23 protein-coding genes are annotated in these 25459 nt (G+C 73.6%); 11 read left to right on the forward strand and 12 right to left on the reverse strand.

Features of this window, described 5'->3' with window-relative positions:
* Position 1 precedes the first annotated feature (1 nt).
* The 9 genes from ACIGXW_RS29605 to ACIGXW_RS29645 form a co-directional block, all read right to left on the reverse strand.
* A complete protein-coding gene (locus tag ACIGXW_RS29605) occupies positions 2–1213 on the reverse strand; it encodes an MFS transporter (protein WP_399575818.1) in 1212 nt (403 codons plus the stop codon).
* Positions 1210–2955, reverse strand: coding sequence for an IucA/IucC family protein (locus ACIGXW_RS29610; RefSeq protein WP_399575820.1), 1746 nt, complete (start codon positions 2953–2955; stop codon positions 1210–1212). Before ACIGXW_RS29610 ends, ACIGXW_RS29605 begins: the two co-directional genes overlap by 4 nt.
* Complete coding sequence (locus ACIGXW_RS29615) at positions 2952–4193, reverse strand: acetyl-CoA carboxylase biotin carboxylase subunit family protein (RefSeq protein ID WP_399575822.1); 1242 nt, start codon at positions 4191–4193, stop codon at positions 2952–2954. The genes ACIGXW_RS29610 and ACIGXW_RS29615 overlap by 4 nt, the downstream gene beginning before the upstream one ends.
* Positions 4194–4355: 162 nt before the next feature.
* Positions 4356–5360: an ABC transporter substrate-binding protein gene (locus ACIGXW_RS29620; protein ID WP_399575824.1), complete on the reverse strand. Its 1005-nt coding sequence runs from the start codon at positions 5358–5360 to the stop codon at positions 4356–4358.
* Between the two features lie 40 nt (positions 5361–5400).
* Positions 5401–6228, reverse strand: a complete 828-nt coding sequence (locus ACIGXW_RS29625; protein ID WP_399575826.1) for an ABC transporter ATP-binding protein — start codon at positions 6226–6228, stop codon at positions 5401–5403.
* Positions 6225–7283, reverse strand: coding sequence for a FecCD family ABC transporter permease (locus ACIGXW_RS29630; RefSeq protein ID WP_399575828.1), 1059 nt, complete (start codon positions 7281–7283; stop codon positions 6225–6227). The genes ACIGXW_RS29625 and ACIGXW_RS29630 overlap by 4 nt, the downstream gene beginning before the upstream one ends.
* Entirely contained in the window at positions 7280–8245 is a 966-nt protein-coding gene (locus tag ACIGXW_RS29635; RefSeq protein ID WP_399575936.1) for a FecCD family ABC transporter permease, read from the reverse strand. Before ACIGXW_RS29635 ends, ACIGXW_RS29630 begins: the two co-directional genes overlap by 4 nt.
* 150 nt (positions 8246–8395) lie before the next feature.
* A complete protein-coding gene (locus tag ACIGXW_RS29640; protein WP_399575830.1) occupies positions 8396–9907 on the reverse strand; it encodes a carboxyl transferase domain-containing protein in 1512 nt (503 codons plus the stop codon).
* Between the two features lie 12 nt (positions 9908–9919).
* Positions 9920–10435 (reverse strand): DUF402 domain-containing protein, encoded by a 516-nt coding sequence (locus ACIGXW_RS29645; RefSeq protein WP_071963040.1) that lies wholly within the window; start codon positions 10433–10435, stop codon positions 9920–9922.
* Positions 10436–10591: 156 nt separating this feature from the next.
* On the opposite strand from ACIGXW_RS29645, the gene ACIGXW_RS29650 reads away from it, so the two are divergent.
* The 9 genes from ACIGXW_RS29650 (at position 10592) to ACIGXW_RS29690 (ending at position 17731) form a co-directional block, all read left to right on the forward strand.
* Complete coding sequence (locus ACIGXW_RS29650; protein ID WP_399575832.1) at positions 10592–11209, forward strand: RNA polymerase sigma factor; 618 nt, start codon at positions 10592–10594, stop codon at positions 11207–11209.
* On the forward strand, positions 11206–11922 hold the full coding sequence (locus ACIGXW_RS29655) for a hypothetical protein (RefSeq protein WP_399575834.1): 717 nt from the start codon (positions 11206–11208) through the stop codon (positions 11920–11922). Before ACIGXW_RS29650 ends, ACIGXW_RS29655 begins: the two co-directional genes overlap by 4 nt.
* A 147-nt stretch (positions 11923–12069) precedes the next feature.
* Positions 12070–12675, forward strand: coding sequence for a hypothetical protein (locus ACIGXW_RS29660; protein WP_399575836.1), 606 nt, complete (start codon positions 12070–12072; stop codon positions 12673–12675).
* A 51-nt stretch (positions 12676–12726) separates the two neighbouring features.
* Positions 12727–13005, forward strand: a complete 279-nt coding sequence (locus tag ACIGXW_RS29665; protein ID WP_399575837.1) for a hypothetical protein — start codon at positions 12727–12729, stop codon at positions 13003–13005.
* Between the two features lie 188 nt (positions 13006–13193).
* A complete protein-coding gene (locus tag ACIGXW_RS29670; RefSeq protein WP_399575839.1) occupies positions 13194–13718 on the forward strand; it encodes a hypothetical protein in 525 nt (174 codons plus the stop codon).
* 82 nt (positions 13719–13800) lie between these two features.
* Positions 13801–14637 carry a DUF4097 family beta strand repeat-containing protein gene (locus ACIGXW_RS29675; RefSeq protein ID WP_399575840.1) on the forward strand — a complete coding sequence of 279 codons (837 nt, stop codon included), beginning with the start codon at positions 13801–13803 and terminating at the stop codon, positions 14635–14637.
* Between the two features lie 48 nt (positions 14638–14685).
* Positions 14686–15663: an ATP-binding cassette domain-containing protein gene (locus ACIGXW_RS29680; RefSeq protein WP_399575842.1), complete on the forward strand. Its 978-nt coding sequence runs from the start codon at positions 14686–14688 to the stop codon at positions 15661–15663.
* On the forward strand, positions 15660–16448 hold the full coding sequence (locus ACIGXW_RS29685) for an ABC transporter permease (protein ID WP_399575843.1): 789 nt from the start codon (positions 15660–15662) through the stop codon (positions 16446–16448). Before ACIGXW_RS29680 ends, ACIGXW_RS29685 begins: the two co-directional genes overlap by 4 nt.
* Positions 16449–16489: 41 nt before the next feature.
* Positions 16490–17731 (forward strand): cytochrome P450, encoded by a 1242-nt coding sequence (locus tag ACIGXW_RS29690; RefSeq protein WP_399575845.1) that lies wholly within the window; start codon positions 16490–16492, stop codon positions 17729–17731.
* Between the two features lie 21 nt (positions 17732–17752).
* Here the strand turns inward: ACIGXW_RS29690 and ACIGXW_RS29695 are convergent, their stop codons facing one another.
* The 3 genes from ACIGXW_RS29695 to ACIGXW_RS29705 all read right to left on the reverse strand — a co-directional run bounded on the left by ACIGXW_RS29695 (position 17753) and on the right by ACIGXW_RS29705 (position 23307).
* Positions 17753–18592 carry an esterase/lipase family protein gene (locus ACIGXW_RS29695; protein ID WP_399575937.1) on the reverse strand — a complete coding sequence of 280 codons (840 nt, stop codon included), beginning with the start codon at positions 18590–18592 and terminating at the stop codon, positions 17753–17755.
* 189 nt (positions 18593–18781) lie between these two features.
* Positions 18782–19738, reverse strand: a complete 957-nt coding sequence (locus ACIGXW_RS29700) for a hypothetical protein (protein WP_399575847.1) — start codon at positions 19736–19738, stop codon at positions 18782–18784.
* A gap of 116 nt (positions 19739–19854) precedes the next feature.
* Positions 19855–23307: a DNA polymerase III subunit alpha gene (locus ACIGXW_RS29705; protein WP_399575848.1), complete on the reverse strand. Its 3453-nt coding sequence runs from the start codon at positions 23305–23307 to the stop codon at positions 19855–19857.
* 153 nt (positions 23308–23460) lie between these two features.
* On the opposite strand from ACIGXW_RS29705, the gene ACIGXW_RS29710 reads away from it, so the two are divergent.
* The gene (locus ACIGXW_RS29710) at positions 23461–24501 is read left to right on the forward strand and encodes a DUF3533 domain-containing protein (RefSeq protein WP_399575849.1); all 1041 of its coding nucleotides are present in this window, start codon (positions 23461–23463) and stop codon (positions 24499–24501) included.
* A 438-nt stretch (positions 24502–24939) separates the two neighbouring features.
* Positions 24940–25389, forward strand: a complete 450-nt coding sequence (locus ACIGXW_RS29715) for a subtilase-type protease inhibitor (protein ID WP_360913631.1) — start codon at positions 24940–24942, stop codon at positions 25387–25389.
* The last annotated feature ends 70 nt before the right edge of the window (positions 25390–25459 follow it).

Consider the following 25459-nt stretch of genomic DNA (forward strand, 5'->3'; position numbering starts at 1 on the left):
TTCAGCGACTCCAGCGGAGGAGGGAGGACGTGCTGACGAGCGCCGTCAGGGCTGCGACGGCGGATCCTGCGACGATGGGGGCGGCCGGGCCCCAGACGTCGTTGGAGACGGCGGCGACCGCTCCGGCGACGACGGCCCCGGCCTTGGATATGAGCTCCAGGGACCCGAACAGCCGGCCGGGTCTGCGGCCCTTGCAGGCCTCGGCGGCCAGCGCCGACAGGCTCACCAGGCCCAGGGTCATGCCGGCGCCCAGCAGCAGCCGCAGTACGACGAAGGAGGGCAGGGACTCGGCGCCCCAGTGCCCGGCCAGCGCCGCGGCCACCAGGGCGAAGCCGGTGGCGGCGCCCAGGTGCGGGCGGGTGGCCACGAGCGTGTGCACGGGCTTGGCCAGCAGGGGGTAGCACACGTGCGGCAGGGCGAACAGGAGCCCGCTGACGGCGGAGCCGAGCCCGGGCAGCCGCCCTTCGACGAGGGTGATCAGGTAGGGGTAGGAGATGACGGTGGCGAGGACGAAGGTGAACTCGAGGACGTAGAGGGTGCGCAGGGAGCCGCGGCCCCCGCGCCCCGTCTGCGACCCGGCCCCCGTGTCCTCGGGTCCCTGCGGTGCGCCGTCCTCGGAGCGCGGGGGCTCGGGGAGCGCGGCCAGCATCACGGCGGCGGCCAGCGGCAGCACGGCGAGCAGCGCGTACTGGCGGTGCGGCGAGACCCAGGGCGAGAGCGTGCCCACCACGATCGGCGCGGCGACGAGCGCGAGCCGGGCGGCGCCCTGCATCAGGGTCAGCGCCCAGGACAGGCGCTGTCCGTCGAGGGCGGCGGCGAGGTAGCCGTTGGAGGCGGCGAAGGTGCCGCCGAGGATGCCCTGCAGGACGAGGGCGGCGGCGAAGGCGGGCAGGCTGTCGGCCCAGCCGGCGAGCAGGAAGGAGACGGCGAGGCCCAGCTGGGCCCGCAGCAGCAGCCGTTTGCGGCCGTAGCGGTCGGCCAGCCGCCCCCACAGGGGGGCGCCGATCGCGCCGAAGACGGTCGGCACGATGTAGAGGAGCCCGGCCCAGCGGGCCTGGTGGTCGCCCAGGCCCGGCAGGATCGCGGTGAGATAGGGGGGCAGGCCGAGGGCCGCGAAGGAGGCGACGAAGTAGCAGGCGGCCACGGCGTGGATCTGCCGGGTGCGCAGGGCGGCGGGCGCCCGCTGCTCGGTGCGGTCCAGGACGGCGGTCACCGGGCGCCCTCCCGCAGGTAGTTGGGCCCGTCGACGTAGTGCTTGTTGATGTCGGCGGCGCCCGAGCGCTCCTTGGTGAGCAGCGTCCCCGCGGTGATCATGGCCTTGACCGGCAGCCGGCCGGCGTCCAGCACCCGGGCCCGCAGGACGGCGGCCGCCCCGGGGGCGAGCCGGGCCGTGGCCTCGGAGAGCCGCTCGCGCAGTTGCCGCAGCCATCCGTCGAGCGGTCCCCGGCCGAGGCGGGCCAGCTCGAAGGCGAGGGCGCCCGCGCACAGGTGGACGGTGATGGTCGCGAACACGTCGGCGACCGGGCCGTCGCCCGCCACGAGGATGCGCCGGTCGTCGAAGCCCAGCAGGTCCGCGGCCTCGCCGCCGAGGCGGGCGGCCAGGCGCACGGCGTGCACCCGCGGCCCGTCGTTGTCCTTCAGCAGCAGCCGCAGCCGGGGCCTTCCGTCGATCTCGTCGAGCACGACGGAGGTGTTCTGCTGGTGGGACTCCAGGGCGATGCCGTAGGAGAAGAGGGTGGTGTGCCAGTCCAGGAGCAGGGTCAGATAGGCGTCCACGAAGGCGACGAGCGAGCCGCCGTAGTAGCGCTCGGCGAGGGCGTCGGCGACGAGGCGGCCGTCGGGGGTGCGGGCGAGCAGCCCGGCGACGGTGACGACGTGGGCGTCCTGCAGGCCGGCCGGGTAGCGGCGCACGAGGGCGGCGAGGAGTTCGTGGCCGGCGCCGAGGTGGGTGCGTTCGTCGGCGAGGAGCACGGTGCCGGCGAAGCGCGGCTCGTGGGCGATGACCTCCTCGAGCAGCCGCTGGCCGACCTCTCCGTCGAGGAGGGTGCCGGGCTTGATGGTGCGGCGGTTGCGCTGGCCCAGGGTGGCGGTGGCGAGCGGGAGCTTGAGGTGGACCTCCGGGTCGTCGGCGACGGCGACCGTACGGGTCGACAGGGTGGGGGTCACCTCCAGCCAGGGCTTCTCGGCCAGGTGTGCGGAGCCGGTGAGGCCGGTGGCGCGCAGGGCGTCGGCCAGCGGGGCGCCGGCGGTGAGGGGGTGGACGGGCAGCGCCAGGTGGGTGGCGTCCAGGCGGGGCAGGCCGAGGGCGGCGGGGGTGGGCCACCAGTGCGGCAGTGCGGCGTGCTCGCCGGTGACTGCCTCGCGCGGCAGGGCGAGCCAGCGCAGCGGGAAGGAGGGGTGGAACTCGGGTGCGTACGCGCGTAGTTCACGTTCACTGAGGCCGGAGCGGGCGCGGCCGGTGGGGTAGACGGGGTGGTCGCGGAAGGCGGCGAGGGTGTCGTAGGCGAGGGAGCCGCGCAGCCCCGTCCAGTCGGCCACCGTGTGCCCGTACGTCCCGGCCAGCGCCCCGACGACGTCCTCGCGCACCCGGCCGTGCAGCCGCATGGCGGCCAGCGCCTCGTCGCACTCGGCGAGGAAGGCGTCGAACCCGGCCCGGTCCTCGGGCTCGGCGGCCGCCCGCAGCCGGGCGAGGACCGGCCGCAGGCCGCGCACCGGGCCGTTCGCCGTCTCCAGGAGGGGCTCGCGGGCCTGGACCTCGCACTGGAAGCCCTCGGGGCCGACCGGGAGCAGCAACGTTTCGCCCGTGACGGGGAGCCGGAGCCAGTCGCCGTCGGGGCGCGCTTCGGCGACCGCCTTGCTGCGCAGCCGGTAGGCGTCCTCGCGCAGCAGGGTGCTGAGCACCCGGCCGAGGAGTTCGTCCTCCACGGCGTCGGGGGCCGTCGCAGCCGCGCTCATGAGACGATCTCCCATCGGTGGGCCGCCAGGAATTCCGCGACGGCACGGTCGATCCGGTCCTCGTCGGTACCGGTCGCCCGCAACACCCCCAGGTAGTCGCGGTTCGTGCGGTAGAGCGGGTGTTCCTCGCCGAGCTCGCGCCAGGGCCGGTAGACCAGCCGTACGCCGTCGTGCTCGGTGTCGCTCGCCCCGGGCGCGGCCTTGAGGGTGCCGGCGCGCTCGGCGCACACGTACTCCATACGTACCCGGCCGTCCGTGCGCCCACCGAGATCGGCCGGAAGCGGCTGTCCGAGGTGGGTGCGCAGGGTGTGCTCGAAGAGCGGAATGCCCAGCAGCCCGGCCAGGACGAGGTCGCACTGGTCGCCGATGGCCCGGTAGTTGACCTCGATGATGCGGGCGCGGTCGCCCTGGGCCACGTACTCGGTGTGGCAGATGCCGAAGCCGATGCCGAGCGCCTTCAGCTGGGCGATGACCTGCTCGCTGTGGGGCTGCGGGAGGGCGGGCAGCAGGTCGAGGCGTTCCTCGATGAAGTACGGCGGTGGGGAGAGCCGGGTGCGGAAGGCCGCGAAGGCGTGCAGGGCGGTGCCGTCGCCGAGGGTCTCCAGGGTGTGCAGCTGCCCGTTCAGGTACTCCTCGACGACCAGGGCGGCGTCGGGCCGCCGCGCCCTGATCTCCCGGCAGCGGCTCGCCAGTTCGCGCGCGTCGCCCACGAGGACGACGTCCTCGCTGGCCACGCCCTCGCGGGGCTTGAGGACGCAGGGGAAGGGGGCGCCGTCGAGGCGGCCGTCGCCGAGGGCGTCCGGGTCCTCGCCGGGGGCGAGTTCGGCGCAGAAGACGGCGTCGAGGCCGGCTTCGGCGAGGCTGCGGCGCAGCTGGGCCTTGTTCTTGGCGCGCAGGGCGGCGCGCCAGTCCTTGCCGGGGAGGCCGAAGTAGTCGGCGGCCAGGGCGGCCTGGGTCTGCAGGTGGTCGCTGTTGGTGAACACCGCGTCGGGCCGGCCGAGGGCGGAGATCCGGCCTATGACCTCGCGGAAGTCGCGCACGTCGCAGAGGTGGACGTCCAGCTCGGGCAGGGGTTCGCCGCCGCCCGCTGCGCTTTCGGCGTGTCGCTCGTATGCACGCCGGTGGGCGTCGGGCTGGTCGGTGAGGAGGGTGACGGCCAGGCCGAGGCGGGCGGCGGCGGGCAGGAAGCCCTCGGTGACGGAGTCGGTGGGGTTGAGCGCGAGAAGATGCAGCCGCACGGGGGCACCTTTCGGGGGGCAGGGGTGTGGGTGAGGGCGTCCGTGCCGGGCCGCGCCGCACACGCGGCCCGGCACGGAGGGTGGGGAGGTGGAGCGAGGGGTCTTGCGGTGGGGGGTGTGACGGGGCGGCCTGCCGGGTGGGGAACCGGCAGGCGCGGGCGGCTACTTGGGCGCGTCGACGCCGGCGGCCTTGGCGATGTCGTCGAGGACGTGGTTCGCGGCCTGGATGCCGATGCCGGACATCCACGTCTCGTCGGGCACCTGGAAGACCTTCTCGTTCTTGACGGCGCCGAGGCCCTTCCAGAGCGGGTTGCCCTGGACGGCGTCCTGCTGGGTCTTCTTCGGGTCGTCGGCGACGGTCACGAAGACCAGGTCGGCGTCGGCCTTGTCGATCTGCTCCGGGGAGACCTCGAGCATGGGCTTGTCGACGTCCTGCGACTCGGGGCGGCGCAGGCCGGTGTCGCTCAGGACGATGCCGCTGAAGGACTGCTTCTGGTAGAGGCGGGTGGGGCCGGCGACGAAGCGGACGACGGAGGCGGTGGGCGCCTTGCCGTCGTTCTTCTTCTTGATCTCCTCGCCGAGGGCCTTGGCGCGCTTCTCGTAGGCGTCCATGGCCGAGGCGGCCTCCTTCTCCAGGCCCAGGGCCTGGGCGTGGACCTTCAGGTTCTCCTTCCAGGGGGCGCCGGTGGTCTCGGTGAAGACGGTGGGGGCGATGCCCTTGAGCTTGTCGTAGACCTTGGCGTGGCGGACCTTGGAGGACAGGATCAGGTCGGGCTTGAGCGACATGATGCGCTCGATGTTGGGCTCCGCCATGGGGCCCACGTCCTTGGTGTCCTTCGTCTTGTCGCCGAGATAGGAGGGGAAGCCGCCCTCGGTCTTCATGTGGGGGGAGACCGCGCCGACGGGCTTGATGCCGAGCATGGTCACGTCGTCCAGCTCGCCGGTGTCGAGGACGACGACGCGCTGGGGCTTCTTCTTGATCTCGGTCTTGCCCATGGCGTGGGTGATCGAGCGCGGGAAGCCGGTGTCGGAGGCGGCGGGCTTGGACTCGTCCGACTTCTTCTCGTCGTCGCCGCACGCGGCGAGCGCGCCGGCGCCGATGATCACTGCGAGAGACGTCGCGAACACTCTGCGCATACGGGTGTGGGCCGGCCGGAGCACGGTCATGGTGGGGTCCCTCTCGAGCGGTGGTGGGTGGTGGGGGGCGTCAGGAGGCCGCTGATGCCGCGCGTCTGGCGGACCGGGCGCGGGGCACGACCAGGGGGGTGCCGGTCTCGGGATCGGGGACGACCCGGCACTCGACCCGGAAGACCTTCTCGACGAGTTCGGCGGTGAGGACGTCCGCCGGGGGCCCGGCCGCGGCCGGGCGGCCGTCGCACATGACGACCAGGTGGTCGGCGTAGCGGGCGGCCTGGCCGAGGTCGTGCAGGACCATGACGACGGTCCGGCCGGCCTCGGCGTTGAGCTCCTCGACCAGATCGAGCACGTCGAGCTGGTGGCGCAGGTCGAGGAAGGTGGTGGGCTCGTCCAGGAGCAGCAGCGGGGTGTCCTGGGCGAGGGCGAGGGCGATCCAGGCGCGCTGGCGCTGGCCGCCGGAGAGTTCGTCGACGGCCCGGTCGCGCAGCGCGTCGGTGCCGGTGCGGGCGAGCGCGTCCTCCACGGCGTTCTGGTCGGCCTTCGACCAGGGGGTGAGCATGCGCTGGTGGGGGTAACGGCCCAGGCGGACGAGCGCTTCGACGGTGATGCCCTCGGGGGCGACGGCCTGCTGCGGCAGCAGGCCCATGCGGCGGGCCAGGGCGCGGGCGGGCATCCGGTGGATGTCGCTGCCGTCGAGGGTGACGGTGCCGGCGGCGGGGGCCAGCAGCCGGGCCATGCCGCGCAGCAGGGTGGACTTGCCGCAGGCGTTGGGGCCGACGACGGCGGTGACGGCGCCGCCGGGCAGCGTCAGGTCGACGCCGTCGACGATGACGGTGTTTCCGTAGCCGAGCCGCAGGCCGTGGGTCGCCAGCTCGTTGGCGTTCGTCGTGGCGCTCATCGGGTGGCACTCCCAGCGTTGGGCTTCATTTGACGCAGCATCAGTACGAGCAGCCAGGGCGCCCCGAGGGTGGCGGTGACGACGCCGACGGGCAGCCCGTGCACGGGCAGGACGTGCAGGACGACGAGGTCGGCGCCCAGCAGCAGGACGGCTCCGGTGAGCGCGGTCAGCGCGAGGGTGCCGGTGGTGGGCGGTCCGGCCAGGAACCGCACGATGTGCGGTACGGCCAGGGCCACGAAGCCGACGGGCCCGGTGAGGGCGGCGGCGACCGAGGCCAGCACGACGGCGAGGAGCAGCAGGTGCAGCCGGGCCGCGTTGGGGGGCAGGCCGAGGGCGCCGGCGCTGTCGTCGCCGAGGTCGAGGACCGCGATCCTGCGGTGGCAGACCAGGGCGAGGACGAGCCCGGCGAGGATGACGCCTCCTCCGGCCTCGACCTCGGTCCAGGTCCGTCCGTACACCGAGCCGGTGGTCCACTGCAGGGCGGAGGAGGCGAGTTCGGCGGGGAAGCGGACGATGAGGAGGTTCACGGCGGCGGCGAGGCCGGACTGCACGGCGAGGCCGACGAGGACGAGCCGGGAGACGGTGAACCCGCCCCGCCAGGCCAGCAGTCCGAGCAGGCCGGCGGCGAGCAGTCCGCCGCCGAGCGCGGCGGGCGAGATCAGCGAGGCCGAGGTGCCCGAGGCGATGACGGCCATGGCGCCCAGCGAGGCGCCGCCGGTCACCCCGACCACGTCGGGCGAGGCGAGCGGGTTGCGGGCGACGCGCTGCAGGATCGCACCGGCGACGCCCAGCCCCGCGCCGGCCACGACGGCGGACAGCACGCGGGGGGCGCGCAGTTCCTGGACGAGCATGACGTTGCCCGGGTCGCCGAGGCCCAGCAGGCCGCGCAGGGCGTCCAGCGGTGGGATCGAGACCTCGCCGGTGCCGAGCCCGATCGCCGTGAGCACCACGAGCAGGGCCGTGGCGGCCGCGCTCAGCAGGGCGGTCCGCCGGCGCTGCCGGGCGAGCGCGCCGCCTGCCGTGCGGGGCGCGGCATCGGTCGCAACGGGGGTCATCGCGCCACCTTCCGGGCGAGGAGGGCGAGCAGGGGCGCGCCGAGCAGGGCGGTGACGATGCCGACTTCCAGTTCGACGGGGCGCAGCACGAGGCGGCCGAGGACGTCCGCGGTGAGCAGCAGCAGCGGGCCCGCGATCAGGCAGCCGGGGATGAGCCAGCGGTGGTCGGCGCCGACGAGCTTGCGTACGAGGTGGGGGGCGGCGAGGCCGACGAAGGAGAGCGGGCCCGCGACGGCCACGGAGGAGGCGGCGAGCAGGATCACGGCGATGCCGCCGGCGGCGCGCACCTTGGCGACCGGGACGCCGAGGGCCTGGGCGGTCTCGTCGCCGAGGGCGAGGGCGTTGAGCGCGGGGGTGACGGCCAGGGCCAGGACGAGGCCGATGACGAGCGGGGCGAGGACGGGCAGCAGGATGTCGGTCTGCCGCCCGGCGAGCGAGCCGGCGAGCCAGAAGCGGGCCTCGTCCAGGGTGCGGTGGCTGGTGAGCATCACCGCGGAGGTCCAGGAGATGAGCACGGCGTCCAGCACGGTGCCGCCGAGCGCGAGCCGTACGGGGTCCAGGTCGCCGGCGCGGCGGGCGAGGGCGAGGACGGCGAGGGTGGCCAGTGCCGCGCCGGCGAAGGCGAAGGGCAGGTACTGGGCCGGGTGCGTCAGGTGCAGCGCGTAGCTGGCGACGACCACGGCGAAGCCGGCTCCGTGATTGATGCCGAGCGTGGCGGGCGAGGCCAGGGGGTTACGGGTGATGCCCTGGGCGAGGGCGCCCGCGACGCCGAGGGCGGCGCCGACCACCACGCCGATGACCGTGCGCGGCACGCGCAGCCCGGTGACGACCAGGCCGTCGCGGCTGCGGTCCCCGTCGGCCAGGGCGTGCCACACGGTGCTCAGCGGCACGGCGCGGGAGCCCGCGGCGAGGCTCAGCGCCACGCACAGCACGAGCAGCACCAGGCCGCCCGTCAGCAGCAGGACCCTGCGGAGTGCCGCCGGGCGCCCGGCGACGGGCCGGGGTGGCCGGACTGGCCGGACATCGGTCGCGTTCACGGGGATGACCTTAGGTTAGGCAAGCCTAAGTTTGTCAATTCCCGTTGAATGCTTGCCCGCAATGCCCGTATTTCTTTATGACGAGCTGCCACCTGCGCCACCGAGGCGCCGATAGCGCGCACGGCGTCCCGAGCGCCGCTCGTGCTGGTCACACGCCCTGAGAGCAGCCATTTCCGCTCCGATCACCCGACCCAGGACCAAAAGGAAGTTCCCTTCCTCTTCTACGATGCGGTCCACGATCCCGTTCGCCAAGAGGTCGGCGGAGCGCACTCCCTGGCGCCCCGCGACCTCGTAGGCCCGCTCCGTCGTCCGGTGCAGGATCGCCGACGCCCCCTCGGGCGGCAGCGGCGACAGCCAGGCGTGCCGTGCCGCCACCACCCGGTCCGCCGGCAGCAGCGCCAGGGCCGCCCCGCCCGCGCCCTGACCCAGCAGCAGGCACAGGGTGGGCGCGGACAGATCGACCAGGTCGGCCAGGCAGCGGGCGATCTCCCCGGCGAGCCCGCCCTCCTCGGCCTCCCGCGAGAGGGCCGCCCCGGCGGTGTCCACGACGGTCAGCAACGGCAGGTCCAGTTCCGCGGCGATCCGCATGCCCCGCCGGGCCGCCCGCAGCCCCGCCGGTCCCAGCGCCTGCCCGGTGGCCGGGTCGGGATGGCTGCCGCGGTCGTGGCCGAGCACCACGCACGGCGTGCCGTCCACGCGCGCGAGGGCGAGCAGCAGCCCCGGATCGCGCTCCCCCGCGCCCGTACCGCTCAAGAGCGTGACGTCGGTGGCGGCGGCGCGCAGGAACTCCCGTACGCCGGGCCGGTCGGGGCGGCGCGAGCGGCGGATCGACTCCTCGGCCGGGGGCGCCTCGGCGCTCGCCCCGGGCGCGGGATCCGGTGCGGGCTCCGCGGGCTCCGCGGCGTCGTCGCACAGTACGGACAGCGCCCGCGCCGCGACCTCCGACAGCCGCCCCGCGGGCAGCACCGCGTCCACCAGGCCGTTCGCCAGCAGGTTCTCGGCGACCTGTACGCCCGGCGGGAACTCCTCGCCGTACAGCGCCTCGTGCACCCGGGGCCCCAGGAAGCCGATGAGGGCGCCGGGCTCGGCGGCGGTGAGGTGGCCCAGCGAGCCCCACGAGGCGAGCACGCCGCCGGTCGTGGGGTGCCGCAGATAGACGAGATAGGGCAGCCCGGCCGCCTTGTGGTCGGTGATCGCGGCGGTCACCTTCACCATCTGCAGGAAGGCGATGGTGCCCTCCTGCATCCGGGTGCCGCCCGAGGCGGGCGCCGCCAGCAGCGGCAGCCCCTCGGCCGTCGCCCGCTCCACGGCCCGCACCAGCCGCTCCCCCGCCGCGACCCCGATCGACCCGGCCAGGAAGCGGAACTCACAGGCCACGAGGGCCACCCGGCGCCCGGCCACCCGCCCCTCGCCGGTGACGACGGACTCGTCGAGCCCGGTCCGCTCACGCGCCGCCAGCAGGTCGGCGCGGTAGCCGGGGTCGTCCGCCGTCACCGCGACGGGGGCGTCCCAGCACCGCCAGCTGCCGGGGTCGACGGCGGCCAGGATCAGATCGAGCGCGGACGTGCGATTGCTGGAGTCGGCCATGGTGACAGCCTGTCACGTCAGGGCGAGAAGGCCACCGAGGCCGCCCGACCGGGCCAGCGCCTCCAGCTCGTCCAGCGCCGAGCGGGCCGCCCGCGCGGCGTCGGGGTCGCGCCCGTCCAGGCCGCTGTCGGCGAACTCGTCCTCGTCCAGGCGCAGTACGGCGGAGCCGTCCGCCGAGACCCACAGGTCCAGGTCGAGGTCCTCGACGACGATCGCGCCCTGCTCGGCGTGCGCCGGGCGGGTGACGTCGCAGTACCAGCCCTTGAGCACCCCGCCCGCGTCCCGCACCTCCTTGACGGCGTACCAGCGGTCGCGCCAGTAGTGCTCGGTGAACACGTCGCCGTCCTCGAACCGCACGAAGCCGAAGTCGCGCGTCTGCGCCCCCGCCCACGGCGCCCGTACGACGACGTGCGTGCCGTCGTCGTGGACGACGGCGGCGGAGTAGCGCACCTTGATCCGGCCCGCCTTCCGCAGGAAGACGGCCACCGTGGCCCCCGTCGTCAGGGTCGCCGCCGCTGTGCTGGTCATGATGAGGAAGCCTCCGTGCTCGCCGCTGGTCAACGGCGGCAGCGTCTCCCGGCGAGGGGGTCCGGAGCCACTGATTTACCGGGCGGCCCACGGCCGGCGAGGTGCTCGCGGCAAGGCCGACGGGAACCGACCGCACCGCCGCGGGTATAGAAGGACGTGGACACCTCGGGGGCGCCCGACACGCGAGCAACGGACCAGGAGTTGTGGGACCGGGTCCGGTCCGGGGACAGCGAGGCGTTCGGCCTGCTGTTCGCCCGGCACGGCCCCACGGTCTTCTCCTACTGCTTCCACCGGACCGCGTCCTGGGCCACGGCCGAGGACCTGGTCTCCACGGTCTTCCTCGAGACCTGGCGGCTGCGCGAGCGGTTCACCGTGGAGGACACGGCCGTCCCGTTACTGCTCGGCATCGCCCACCGCGTGACCCAGAAGCACCACCGCTCGCTGTCCCGGTACCGGGCCGCGCTCAGCCGCCTGCCTCCGGAGGCCGACGAGCCGGATCCCGCCGACCGCGTCGCCTCGCGGCTCGACGCCGAGCGGCGCATGCGGCGGATCCGTGCGGCGCTGCTGGCGCTGCCGCGGCGCGAGCGCGAGGTGGTGGAGCTGTGCGTGTTCGGCGAGCTGGAGTACGCGGCCGCCGCCCGGGCGCTCGGCATCCCCCTGGGAACGGTGCGCTCCCGGATGTCACGGGCCCGGAGCCGACTGCGCCACCTCACCCTCGCCGACCCGCTCTCCCCCCACCCCACCCCGGCCCCCACCGCAGGAGTCTGCCGATGAACCTTCCCGACGCCCCGCACGTGGAGCTCTCCCCGATGCGGCTCGAACAGCTCAAGGCGTTCGTGGTGCGCGAGGCGGAGAACCGGCCCCGGCCGGCCCGGCTCGCCTCCCGGCGGACCCGGGCGGTGCTGGCGACGGCCGCGCTCGCCGGCGTCGTCGGCGGCTGGCAGGCGGTGGGCCTGCTGTCCGGCGCCGCGCCGGCCGGTGCCGCCTGGTCCGCGGTCCCCCGGCCCCTGGCCGCCCCCGACGCCGAGGAGCTGGCACGCACCTGCTCCGCGCGGCTGCCGGCCGGGACCACGCCGGGGGGCACCAGCACACCGGTGACGCCGGTGCTGGCCGAACGCCGCGGCACGTCCTCGGCGGTGCTCATGGGGGGCGCCGACAACGCCGGCGTCTGCCTCCAGGGCCGGAACTTCTGGGCGGCGGGACGCACCGAGGCCCCGCCGCTGAAGGCCGGTCAGGCCCTGGACGTCCAGGAGAACGGCGGCAACGTCACCGAGGGCGACGCGGCGCGGTACGTATACGGCCGCGCGGGATCCGCGGTGACCGCCGTGACGGTCGACACCTCCGACGGACGGCGGGTCACGGCCACCGTCAAGGACGGCTTCTTCTTCGCCTGGTGGCCCTCCGTCGCGGACCCCACGACGGTCACCGCGGCTGACGCGACAGGTGAGAAGGTCGGCTCCGTTCGGACGCCGAAAATCCGGCACTGATGCGAATCCGCCGTCCCTCGTCCGACGGTTCGAAGCTCCTCAAATGTTCTTGTTGCGCGTACGTCACGCGTGGAAGCGTCGCCTGCAACCACGGGGGTGGGAACGTCAGTTCCGAACTCCCCTGCCTTTTCGAGCAGGAGGATGCTCATGCGCACAAGACGCACGACCCTGGCCGCAGCCGTTCTGGGTGCCGCGGGTGTGATGGCGACCCTCACGTCCACCGCGCAGGCGGCGCCGGCGCTGGACGGGATGGCCCTGAGCAAGCAGGTGGCCTCTTCTTCCGACCCGGGCCGGGCCTACTCCGCCCTGTCCGCGGCGCAGCTGGCCGCCGTGAAGAACGTGAACGACCCGGTGTCCGAGACCGTCGAGACCTCGGGGATCAGCGAGATCCCCAAGGACAAGGGGGAGGTGGCCACGGCGCGGTGCTACACCGCACGCGTCACGTACAAGGCCAAGGCCGCCGCGGGCAACGTCATCTACACCTACTGGCAGCGCCTGAACTGGTGCCACAACGGCTCCAAGGTCACCAGCTGGAAGGTGGCCGAGCGGGGCGGGGAGACCTCCACGCCGCTGTGGAGCTACGAGGGCCACGCCGGGAAGGGCTCCCACAACGTCGGCTGGGAGATCCGGTCCTGGACCCAGGAGCGCTTCAAGTACGGCTTCGGCCCCGTCAGTTCCACACAGACGCCCTGTGTGCAGATACGCGGCGGGAAGGGCCTCTACTCGTACCAGAAGTCCTGCAACACCGGCTGATCCGCAGGCCCTGAGACCTGCGGAAGCGAGACGAGAGGGAGAGCGATGACCATGGTTCGCACCAGTGACCGGCCCGCGAGCCGGAGCGATGTCACGGCGGTGGCGCTGGCGGCGGCCGGGCTGGCCGTCGCCCCGTTCGCCTGGTACGTCGCGGCGGTCCTCAGCGTCCTGGCCGGGGCCGTCCTCGGCGTCGCCGTGGGCCTGCGGCACCACCCGCTCTCCCGCTGGACGCGGGCGGGGATCTGGCTGGCCGGCGCGGGTCTGCTGCTGGAGCTGGTGATGCTCCTGGCGTTCACCCCGCTCTCCGTCACCTCGACCACGAGCGGATAGCTCCCTCGCGTCCGCGAAAGGGCGGGCCCGGCCGACTGCAGCGGCCGGGCCCGCTCTCGTCATGTCCGGGCCCGGCGCACGACCCGGTGGCACCGGATGGCACCGGATGGCACCATGTGACGCCACTTGGCGCCATCCATGCGCCACCATGACTTGCGATGGCGCCATAGTGGTGCCATGATGACGTCATGGACCTCACGCCCTATGTCGACAACCTCCGCCACGAGCTCGCGGTCGCCGCCGATGCGGGCGGGGAGGACGCCCGTGCCCTGGCCGAGCGGCTCACCGCGCCCCTGGAGTCGGCCACTCGGCTGACCCTGCTGAACGCGCTGTCCGCCGCCATGGACGAGGTCACCCGCGACCTCGCGCCGGGCTCGGTCGACGTACGGCTGCGCGGGATGGACCCCGAGTTCGTGGTGACGCCGCCGCCGGCCCCGGAGGCGTACGAGCGGGGCGGGGAGCCCGAGAGCGTGCCGGCGCCCGCGCCCCCCGTCGCCGCGGACGGCGACGAGGGCGGCACGGCGCGCATCAACTTCCGCCTTCCCGCGCACCTCAAGGCCCGGGTCGAGGACGCCGCCGGACAGGAGGGCCTGTCGGTCAACGCCTGGCTGGTACGGGCCGTCGCCACCGCCCTGGAGCCCGGCAAGCCCACCCGCCCCGCAGGCGGCAGCCGCCATCAGGGCCGGCAGAGCTTCACGGGCTGGGTCCGCTAGCCGGACCGGCCCTCCGCACCACTTCTTCCTCACCCGCCCCACCGGCGGGAACACACTCCACAGCCGCGAGGACGGAACCGCCATGCCTTCTTTCGACACTCCCGAACCGATCTCCCTCGTCCTCGAATTCGACCTGGGGACCGCCCGGATCACCGCCTCGAAGCGCATCGACACGGTCGTCGAGGTGCTGCCGGCCAACGCCGCCGCGGACCTCGACGTACGGGCCGCGGAGCAGACCAAGGTCGTCTTCTCGGGCGGCACGCTCTCGGTCAAGGGCCCGAAGAAGCGCTCCCTGTTCGGCAAGAGCGGGGCGCTCCAAGTGAGCGTCGAGCTGCCGGCCGGGTCGGACGTGCGGGGCACCACGCCCATGGCGGACTTCCTCTGCGAAGGCCGCTTCGGCGAGTGCCGGATCAAGACGTCCATGGGCGACATCCAGCTCGACGAGGCGACGACCGTGAACCTCAGGAGCAGCTGGGGCGACATCCGGGTGGACCGCGTGTCGGGCGACGCCGAGATCGTCGGAGCGGGCCGGATCGAGGTCGGTGAGATCGCGGGCGCGGCCGTCGTCAAGAACGGCAACGGCGAGACCTCGATCGGCTCGGTCACCGGCGACCTGAGGGCCAACTCCTCCAACGGCCGCATCTCCGTCGACGTCGCCCACGCCTCGGTCAACGCCAGGTCCGCCAACGGCTCCCTGCACGTCGGCAATGTGACGCGTGGTCAGGTGACGCTCCACACCGCCGCGGGCGACGTGGAGGTCGGCATCAACGACTCCACCGCCGCCTGGCTCGACGTGCACACCGGCGCCGGCGGCGTGCACAACTCCCTCGGCGCCTCCGACGGCCCCGGCGCCGCCCAGGAGACCGTCGAGGTGCGCGCCCGCACCGGGGTCGGCGACATCGTGATCCGCCGCCCCTGACCGGATGACCACCCCCTCCCGGCGATACCGCACACAGACAGGACTGTCATGATCATGACCAATGCTGCGCTCTTCGCGCCCCCCGTCACGCCGGCCATCACCGCCACGGGACTGTCCAAGTCCTACGGCGGGAAGACGGTGCTCGACGGCATCGACCTGACGATCCCCCGGGGCACGGTCTTCGCGCTGCTCGGGCCCAACGGCGCGGGCAAGACCACCACCGTGCAGATCCTCTCCACCCTCATCCCCGCCGACGCGGGAGAGGTGACGCTCGCCGGCCACGACCTGGCCCGCGAGGCCGACGCGGTCCGCGCCGCGATCGGCGTCACCGGCCAGTTCGCCGCTGTCGACAACCTCCTCAACGCCGAGGAGAACCTGATGCTCATGGCGGACCTGCACCATCTGCCCCGCCGCGAGGGCCGCCGACGGGCCGCCGAACTGCTGCGCCGCTTCGACCTCACCGAGGCCGCCAGGAAGCCGGTCACCACCTACTCCGGCGGCATGCGCCGCAAGCTCGACCTCGCGATGACCCTGGTCGGCGACCCGCGCGTCATCTTCCTCGACGAGCCCACCACCGGCCTGGACCCGCGCTCCCGCCGCACCATGTGGGAGATCATCCGCTCCCTGGTCGCCGACGACGGCGTGACGATCTTCCTCACCACCCAGTATCTGGACGAGGCCGACCAGCTGGCCGACCGCATCGCCGTACTGGACGGCGGAAAGCTGATCGCCGAAGGCACCGCGGAAGAGCTCAAGCGCCTGATCCCCGGCGGCCACATCTCCCTGAAGTTCGCCGACCCGGCCGCCCTGGACCTGGCCGCCTCCCGCTTCCCCGCCACCAGCCGCGACGACGAGGAACTGACCCTCCAGATCCCCTCCGACGGCTCCGTCCCCACCCTCCGCGCCGTCCTGGACGTCCTCGACGACGCCGGCATCACCCCCGAGGCCCTCTCCCAGCACACCCCGGACCTCGACGACGTCTTCCTCACCCTGACCGGCTCCGACCAGCAGGAGATCTCCCGATGAGCGCCCTCTCCTACGCCGCCCGCGACTCCGTCACCATGTTCCGCCGGAACATGAAGCGCGCGGTGCGCTACCCGTCCGTGGTCGTGACCATCGTCCTGATGCCGGTCCTCTTCCTCCTCCTCTTCACCTACGCCTTCGGCGGCGCGCTCGGGACGGGAATCCAGGGCCCCCAGGTGCAGGGCGACTACATCGACTACATCGCCCCGGGGATCATCCTGATGACCGTCGCCACCGGCTCCATCGGTGCCGCGCTCGGCGTCTGCATGGACAAGACGGAAGGCATCGTCAACCGCTTCCGCACCATGCCCATGTCCCACGCCTCCTTCCTCACCGGCCATGTCCTCGCCAACCTCGTCCAGACCGCCCTCGGCACGGCCGTGGTCACCGCCGTCGCCTTCGCGATCGGGTTCCGTCCCGACGCCACCGCACTGGAGTGGCTGGCCGCCACCGGCCTCCTCGCCTTCCTCGCCTTCGCGCTGACGTGGATCTCGGCCGCCATGGGCCTGATCGCCAAGACCGTCGAGTCCGCCTCCAACCTGCCCATGCCGATCACCCTCCTGCCCTTCCTCGGCAGCGCCATCGTCCCCACCGACACCATGCCGTCCTGGATGCGCTGGTTCGCCGACCACCAGCCCTTCACCCCGGTCAACGAGACCCTCCGCGGCCTGCTGATGGGCACCGACATCGGCGACAGCGGCGTCATCGCCCTCGCCTGGTGCGCCGGCCTGAGCCTCGTCGGCTACCTGTGGGCCCGCTCCGCCTTCCACCGCGGCGCCCGCCGCTGAACCGCCCGTCGTCCCCACCACCACCCTCACCGGAGGACACCATGCGACGAGAAACCCCGGCACACTCCCCCGAGCAGACGGCCCAGGTGGTCGAGGAACTGCCGACGGGCCGCCCCGCGGGCTGCCCCTTCGACCCGCCCGCCGGGCTGGCGGAGCTGCGCGAACGGCAGCCGCTCGTGCGGATGCGCTACCCCGACGGCCACTTAGGCTGGCTGGCCACCGGGTACTCCACGGCCCGCGCCGTCTCCTCCGACCCCCGCTTCAGCTCCCGCTACGAGCTCATGCACTCCCCCTTCCCGGGCACGGAGGAGCTCACCGCGATCCCCCCGGCCCCGGTCGGCGACCTCACCGGCATCGACCCGCCCGAGCACACCCGCTACCGGCGGCTGCTCGCCGGCAAGTTCACGGTCCGCCGGATGCGCGAACTCACCGCGCGCGTCGAGCGGATCACCACGGAGCACCTCGACGCCATGGAACGGAACGGCCCGGTGGTGGACCTGGTGGAGGCCTACGCACACCCCGTCCCGGCCCTGATGATCTGCGAACTCCTCGGCGTGCCCGAGGCCGAGCGCGAGGTCTTCACCTGGCGCGCCGCGGCGATCAGCGACCCGTCCTCGACCGTCGAGCAGCAGATCGAGGCCGTGAACGCGCTCGCGGAGTTCGTCCACGAGCTGGTCCTGGCCAAGCGGGCCGCCCCCACCGAGGACATCCTCAGCGACCTGACCACCACCGATCTCACCGACGCCGAGCTCGCCGGCCTCGGCGGCTTCCTCCTCGCCGCGGGCCTCGACACCACCGCCAACATGATCGCCCTGGGCACCTTCGCCCTCCTCGGCAACCCCGGGCAGGCGGCCGCCCTGAGCGCCGGACCCGAACTCGCCGACCAGGCCGTAGAAGAGCTCCTGCGCTATCTGAGCATCGCCCACACCGGGGTCCGGGTGGCCCTGGAGGACGTCGAGCTGGACGGCAGCCTCATCAGGGCCGGCGAGTCGGTCACCGTCTCGCTCCAGGCCGCCAACCGGGACCCGGCGCGCTTCCCGGACCCCGACACCCTCGACCTGCGCCGCAAGGCCACCGGCCATCTGGCCTTCGGCCACGGCATCCACCAGTGCCTGGGCCAGCAACTTGCCCGCGTCGAGATGCGGGTCGCCCTGCCGGCGCTCTTCACCCGCTTCCCGGACCTGCGCCTGGCCGTCCCGGCCGCGGAGGTGCCCCTGCGCACCGGCATGAGCATCCACGGAGTGCACCGGCTCCCCGTCACCTGGGACGAGGAACCGGCCTGACGCACGGGACGCGAGACCCCGTCAGCTCACCATCGACGCGCAGTTCGCCGGGGTGGCGTTGGCGGGGTCGAGGGCGTTGGCGGCCTCGTGGAAGGCGACGCGGTCGATCGTGCCGAGGGTCAGGTGCATGGAGATGTCGACCGGGCACAGGTCCTGGACCAGGACGTTGCGGACGTTCGGCCCGGAGAGGAACTGCGTCTCGTAGGGCGTGACGACCTCGTCGTAGCGGGTCGCGATGACGGTGTAGCGGACGCCGGGGACGGTGTCGCCGCCCTCGTTGAGGCGCTTCATGAAGTCCGAGCCGACGACCTGGTCGGTCAGGCCGGGGGCCGTGCTGCCGATCACGCCGCGGGCGCCGGGGACGATGTCCAGCAGCTTGGTCAGCCCGGACAGGGTGGTGCCGTGGTTGTTGGGCGCGATGCCGACCAGGGCGCCCACCTTCTTCGCACCGCCGTTGAACTTCATGTACTGACGGGGGAGCATCCCGCCCTGCGAGTGGCCGACGATGTCGACCTTGTCCGCGCCCGTGGCGGCCAGCACCTTGTCGACGTCCCCGGCCAGTTCCTCCGCCGACTTCGCGACCGGCCCGAGGCCGTGGAAGGCGGGGACGCCGGGCAGCTTGCCGTAGTCGAAGGAGAAGACGCAGTAGCCCCGGTTCACCAAGTAGGGCGCGAAGGCCCACCAGTTGCTCTTCGCGTTCTCGAGCGTGCCGTGCACCAGGACGACGGGCCGGGGGTGGGCGGCGGAGGGCTTGCAGGAGTAGTCGTTCCAGCCACGGCTGACGGTCTCCGCGGCGCCGGGAGCGGCTGCCGCGGTCCCCGGAACCGCGGCGGCCGCCAGGGTCAGAGCCAACGCGGACAGGATCGATCCGAACGGTCTACGGGGTCTACGGCGCGTCACTCGAACTCCTCGCAGGTGGGGGGTGGGTATGCCGAACAGCACCGGCAACTGTGTTGCGGGCGCATTAAATGGGCGTTAATTACTGTTCAGTAGGGTGCGGGCAATCTTTTGCTTTCGTCAAGCAAGTTCCAACAGTTGCCCACGAAATATTCAGGCCACGTACAAGGTGGCGGCGGGCCCCACGGCCCCCACGCCGAAGCGCGCCCGCGCCCGGTCGACGGCGGCCTCCACGCGCCGCGCCTTCTCGTCGGCGGGGTCGAACGTCAGCTGGTGCGCGGCGAGGCACGCGTCGCACAGCCCCTCCGCGCGCAGTGCCACGGCCCGCACCCTGGCCCGCTGCAGCGCGAGGGAGGCGTGCAGCGCGTAGGCCGCGGCGGTCAGTTCGGGGGTGTGTGCGGTCGGCTCGGCGAAGGTCCGGGACCGGGTCGTCGACGAGCCGTCGGCGTAGCGGACGGTGAGCTTCAGCCCCCGTGCGACCTGTCCGCTCCCCCGCAGCCGGGCGCCCAGCCCGTCGGCGAGCGCGAGCAGCGCGTGGCGCCGGTGTGCGGCGTCCAGTTCGTCGCCGCCGAAGCGGTGCTCCGCTCCCATGGAGCGGGCCCGGGCGTCCGGGGTGACGGGCGTGGGGTCGAGGCCGCGCGCCCGCTCGTGGATCCGCCGCCCGGCGGCCGCGCCGAGGATGCGCTGCAGCGCGCCCAGCGGCGCGTCGGCGATCCGCCCGATGCTGTCGAGCCCGTACGAGCACAGGGTGCGGGCGGTGGCGGGCCCCACCCCGTACAGCGCGACGGCGGGCTTGCGGGCAAGGAACGCGGCCACGGCCTCCGGCTCGCCGGAGAGCGTACGGACCGCTCCGGGCGCCCCGTCCTGCGCGGCCATCCGCGCGAGCATCGGATTGCCGGCGATCCCGATCGTGCAGTCCACCCCGTACCGCGCGAGCGTGCGCACCCGCAGCAGCTCCGCGAGCTCTTGCGGCCCGTGCCCGAAGTAGCGCACGGCGCCCCGGACGTCCATGAGCGCGGCGTCGGGCGGCAGCGCCTGCACGACGGGCGTCACCTCGGCGAGCAGCGCGAGCAGCCCGTCGTAGGTCTCCTCGTCGGGGGACGCGCCCATCCCGCCGGCGGGATGGAAGTGCAGGTACAGGACGGGGGCTCCGCCCCCGGACCCCCGGTCCTCAATCGCCGGACGGGCTTGATCGTCGCCCGGAACCAGGGAAAGCCTTCGCGTGTTCATCCGGCACTCCCCTGACTCGCATGCCACAACTTGCGCCCCGTGGCCGCCCCTTCACCCGCCGGCTGCAGGTCCGCCCACGGATGCATGGCGTACCCGGTGGACATCCGGATGCGCCGCTCCGGAACCGCACCGGCGGAGACCGCAGGATGCGCCAGCACCTCCGCCACCGCCCCCAGTCCCCCCTCCGCCCGCAGCGCCGTGAGCTCCGCCAGATCCCACGCCGCCGCGCCCACCACGCTCAGGCTGCGCGGCCCGCGGCGCTGGACCACGCCCCGGACGAGCAGCAGCCAGGAGTGGAAGACCGTGTGGGCGCACGCCTCGTGGCTGTCGTCGAAGAAGGCGCAGTCGACCAGGCCCGTGCCGTCGTCGAGGGTGGTGAAGATGACCCGCCGGCCCGAGCGGACCGGTGGCGTCTGGGTGGCGGCCTTGGCGCCCGCGACCAGGACGGTCTCGCCGTGCCGCGCGTCGCGCAGCCGCCGGGCGGGGATCGCGCCCAGCTCCGCCAGGAACGTCCGGTGGTCGGACATCAGGTGGCGCGAGGCGTCCATGCCGAGGACGTTCAGCTCCGCGCCGAGCCGCTCCCGCGCGTCGAGGTCGGGCAGGCCGACCGGCTCGGCCCGGGCGCTGTCGATCAGCGTCGGCTGGGCCGTGGAGCCGGCGCGGTGCCGCGCGTGCAGCTCGGCGATGTGCAGCAGCAGGTCCCGGCGGTTGGTGCCGAAGGCGTCCAGCGCGCCGACCCGCGCCAGCCGTTCGGCGACGGGCCGGGCGGGGTGGGCGCGCTGCCACAGGTCCTGGAGCGAGGTGTACGGGCGTCCGTCGACGATCCGCCGCACCTCGGCCCCGGAGATGCCCTGCACCTCGGAGAGGGCGAGGCGGATGCCGAAGAGGCCCCGATTCCCGGACATCAGTTCGATCGAATAGGCGGCGTCCGACCGGTTCACGTCCAGCGGCAGGATCGGCACCCCGCGCCGCCGCGCGTCCGCGAGCAGCAGCCGCTTGGGGTACATCCCGGGGTCGTGCGTGAGCAGCCCGGCGTAGAAGGCCGCCGGGTGGTGGGCCTTGAGCCAGGCCGACTGGTAGGTCGGCATGGCGAAGGCCACGGCGTGCGCCTTGCAGAAGCCGTACGAACCGAACGCCTCGACGATCTCCCAGGTGCGGTGGACGACCTCCGACGCGTAGCCCCGCTTCCCCGCCCGCTCCGCGAACCAGGCCCGTACCCGGCCCAGCAGGGCGGGGTCGGACAGCGCGCGCCGGGTCTCGTCGGCGAAGCCCCGGTCGCAGCCGGTCATGATCCGCAGGATCTCGATGATCTGCTCGTGGAAGACGACCACGCCGTAGGTCTCGCGCAGCACGTCCGCCAGGTCGGGGTGCGGATAGCGGGCGGGGGCCCGGCCGTGTCGGGCCTCGATGAAGGGGCGGACCATGTCGGCGGCGACCGGGCCCGGCCGGAACAGCGAGATGTCGACGACGAGGTCGTGGAAGGTCGAGGGCTGCAGCCGTCCGATCAGGTCCCGCTGGCCCGGCGACTCGATCTGGAAGCAGCCGAGGGTCTCGGCGGAGCGGATCAGCTCGTACGTCCCGCGGTCGCCCGGCGGCACCTGCGCGGGGTCGTCGAGGTCGATCCGGCGCCCGGTGGCCCGTTCGATCTCCCCCACCGCGTGCGCCATGGCGGACTGCATCCGCACGCCCAGCACGTCGAGCTTGAGCAGCCCCAGCTCCTCCACGTCGTCCTTGTCGAACTGCGACATCGCGAACCCCTCGCCGCTGGTGGGCACGATGGGGGTGCGCCCGCGCAGGGAGGCGTCGGAGAGCAGCACTCCGCAGGGGTGCATGGCGATGCCGCGCGGCAGCCCGTCCAGCGCCTCGACCAGCTCCCACAGCCGGCCGTGCTCCTCCCCGGCCACGCCGCGCAGCTCGGGCAGTTCGGCCAGGGCCGCGCGGGCGTCGCGGGCCCGGATGTGCGGGAAGGCCTTGGCGAGCCGGTCCACCTCGGCGGGGGCCATGCCCAGCGCCGCGCCGACGTCCCGTATCGCGTGCCGGATCCGGTAGGTCTCGGGCATGGAGACGGTGGCGACGCGCTCCTTGCCGAAGCGGTCGAAGATCGCGCGGTAGACGTCCAGGCGCCGGGCGGACTCGACGTCGATGTCGATGTCGGGCAGCGCCTTGCGGCGCGTGGACAGGAAGCGTTCCATCAGCAGGCCGTGGGCGACGGGGTCGGCGTGCGCGATGCCGAGCAGATGGTTGACCAGCGACCCCGCGCCGGAGCCCCGGGCGGTGACGCGGATGCCCAGCGCCCGGGTGTCGTCGACGACCTGGGCGACGGTGAGGAAGTACGAGGGGAAACCGCGCTGTTCGATGATGCGCAGCTCCTCCTCCAGCCGGTCCCAGTAGCGGCGGTCGCGGTCGTATCCGCGCAGCACCATGGCCCCGGCGCAGCGGGAGCGCAGCACCCGGGCGGCGGTGCGCCGGCCGGCGCCGACCAGGTGCGGCTCGGGGAAGTGGACGGACCCCAGGCCCAGGTCGTCCTCGGGGTCGACGAGGCACTCGGCGGCGGTCTCCTGCGTCATGGCGAGCAGCCGGTGCGCGGCCCCGCGGCGGAATCCGGCGGCCTCCGCGATCCGCTCGGCGGCGGCGGCCATGGCGGCCGGGTCCTTGAGCCAGCGCTCGCCGCCGTCCAGGGCCCCGGGCCTGCGGCGGTCGATCGGCACCAGTCGGCGGGCCGCGTCGAGGACGTCGACGACGGGCCCCTGGCCGGGGTCGGCGTAGCGGACGGCGTTGGTCAGTACGGCCCGTACGCCCTGTTCGGCGGCGAAGCCGGCGGTGCGGGCGGCGAGCCGCAGCGAGCCGGGGCCGGTGCCGGCGCGGCCGTGCCAGACGGTCTCCAGCCGCAGGGAGTCACCGAACATTTCGCGCCAGGGCAGCAGGAGCCGTGCGGCCCGGTCGGGGCGTCCGGCGGCCAGCGCGCGGCCGACCTCGGAGTCCGGGCCGAGCAGGACGGTCAGCGGGGCGCGGGCCCCGCCGGCGGCGGCCGCGAGGTCCTCCCGGGTCAGCTCGGGCCGCTCGGTGCCGCCCGCGTGGGCGGCGGAGACCAGCCCGCACAGCGCGGCCCAGGCGGGCGCCCCGGCGCGGGCGAGGAAGACGGCGCGGGGTGCGGACTCGTCGACGAAGGCGCCGCCACGCACGGGGGCGCGGCGGCGCACCGTGGGCCCGGGCTCCGGCAGCGGCTCGCGTACGGCCAGGTCCACGCCGAACAGCGGCCGCACCCCGGCTTCGGCGGCGGCCCTGGCGAACCGGACCGCTCCGGCCAGGCTGTCGCGGTCGGTGAGGGCGAGGGCGTCCATGCCGCGCTCGGCGGCCCGCTCGGCCAGCCGTTCGGGGTGCGCGGCCCCGTACCGCATCGAGAAGCCCGAGGCGGTGTGCAGGTGCGCGAACGCCGAAGGCCTTGCCATCGCACCCTCCTGCCGTGCTCACCCCCTGACCGAAAACCGCCCCTCCTTATCCACCATAGACCACTTCTCGAACGTTCGTACGAATAGAACGGGCGGTCGCCCGGATGGCCCACACCGCCTGCGCCGCACCCCCGTCTCTCGCAGGCTCGAGGCATGGTCCTCTCCCCCAGCGGCGGCGCCCGCTTCCTCCAGGAGGTGCGGGAGGGCGTGACGGGCCGGGCCGCGCTCCTGGTCATCGGCGTGCTGGTGCTGCAGCTCGCGTTCATCGCCTCCTACGTCGGCGCCTTCCACAGCCCGAAGCCCCAGGACATCCCGATCGGCGTGGTCGCCCCGCCGCAGGTGGGCGATCGGCTGGTGGAGAAGCTGGCCGCCCTGCCCGGCGACCCCCTGGACCCGCGCACGGTGCGCGACGAGGCGGCGGCCGTCGCCCTGATCCGCGACCGCGAGCTGGACGCGGCGCTGATCGTGGACCCGCGCGGCAGCACCGACACCCTGCTGGTCGCCGGCGGCTCCGGGGCCTCGCTCGCCCAGGCCACCGAGGCGGTCGTCACCCGCGTCGAACAGGCCCAGCAGCGCAGGGTGAAGGTCACCGACGTGGCCCCGGCCGCCTCCGGCGACTCCCGCGGGCTGACCTCGTTCTATCTGGTCGTGGGGTGGTGCGTGGGCGGCTATCTGTGCGCCGCGATCCTCGCCATCAGCGCGGGCGCGCGGCCCGCCAACCCCCACCGGGCCGTCATCCGGCTCGCGGCCATCGCCTTGTACGCCATCGGCTCGGGCCTGCTCGGCGCGGTCATCGCGGGCCCGGTCCTGGGGGCGCTGCCCGGCGGCATCGTGGGCCTGTGGGGGGTGGGCGCGCTGGTGGTCTTCGCCGTGGGGGCGCTGACCCTGGCCCTGCAGGGGCTCGCGGGGGTGGTGGGCATCGGGCTGGCGATCGCGATCGTCGTGGTGCTGGGCAACCCCAGCGCGGGCGGGGCGTACCCCTATCCCCTGCTGCCGCCCTTCTGGCGCACCATCGGCCCGGCCCTCCCGCCGGGCGCGGGCACGTGGTCGGCCCGGTCCGTCGCCTACTTCCGGGGCAACGCACTGACCTGCCCCCTGCTGGTGCTGTCCGCCTGGGCGGTCGCCGGCACCGTGGCGACCCTCTGGAGTGCGGCATTCCGGGCCCGGAAGGGGGAGACCGAACGGTCGGTCTGAGCGGACTTCGGCCATTGCTGCGGACGCTCCGCGATCGCTTCGGACGCCCCGGAGCCGGGCACCGAGCCGCTTTTCGGCCGGACAGCGGAGGTTGGGCCAAGGGGCCCTTGACCCCTTGAATTCAACGCCAGGACCCCTAAGGATCAACTATTCCTAAGCCGGACTTGACGCATCGTCAATGATTACAAGGCATCTCCGCTGGTCAACACTCCTGAAACATTAATCCCCCTCCTTCCCGCACAAGTCGGGCATCAAAGAGCGCCCTATGTTTCCCCGGTTTCGCTCGGGCGACCTTGCCCCCATCGGATCCGGCCAGAACCAAGCGCTACTGAGGGTTTTCATCCGACGACTGAAAGTGTTCGATCGGGGTGCGTTCATGCCCGAGTTGGGCAAGACTGCCGTCCGTTATCTGCACCGACGAACAAGGGAGTGTTCGGAATGCGGTACATCACTGGGGGGATCGCGCTGGGAGCCGCGCTGGCACTGGGCGGCCTGGTGGGAGCCGGAACGTCGGCGAGCGCCGAACCCGCGCCTGCACCCGCGGCACAGACGCAGAGTCTGTACGCGCCCTCCGCACTGGTGCTGACGGTAGGTCAGGGCGACTCGGCGGCGACCGCGGGCATACAGCGCGCGGTGACGCTCACCTGTATGCCCAAGGCCGACGGCACCCACCCGAACACCCGCGGAGCCTGCGCCCAGCTGCGCCTGGCCGGCGGCGACTTCGAGAAGGTCACCAAGATCAAGGAGGGCACGGCCTGCACCCGGGAGTGGAACCCGAGCGTGGTCACCGCCGAGGGCGTCTGGGAGGGCCGTCGGGTGAGCTTCGAGCGCACCTTCGCCAACCCGTGCGAGATGAAGGCGGGCAAGGGCATGGTCTTCGAGTTCTGACCCCCTAGCGGTCGGCACCGAACGTGCAGCGGCCCCCGGACACCGTGGAGGTGTGTCCGGGGGCCGCAGT

This window comes from Streptomyces sp. NPDC053079 (assembly GCF_044546695.1).
In the GTDB taxonomy this organism is placed as follows: Bacteria; Actinomycetota; Actinomycetes; order Streptomycetales; family Streptomycetaceae; genus Streptomyces.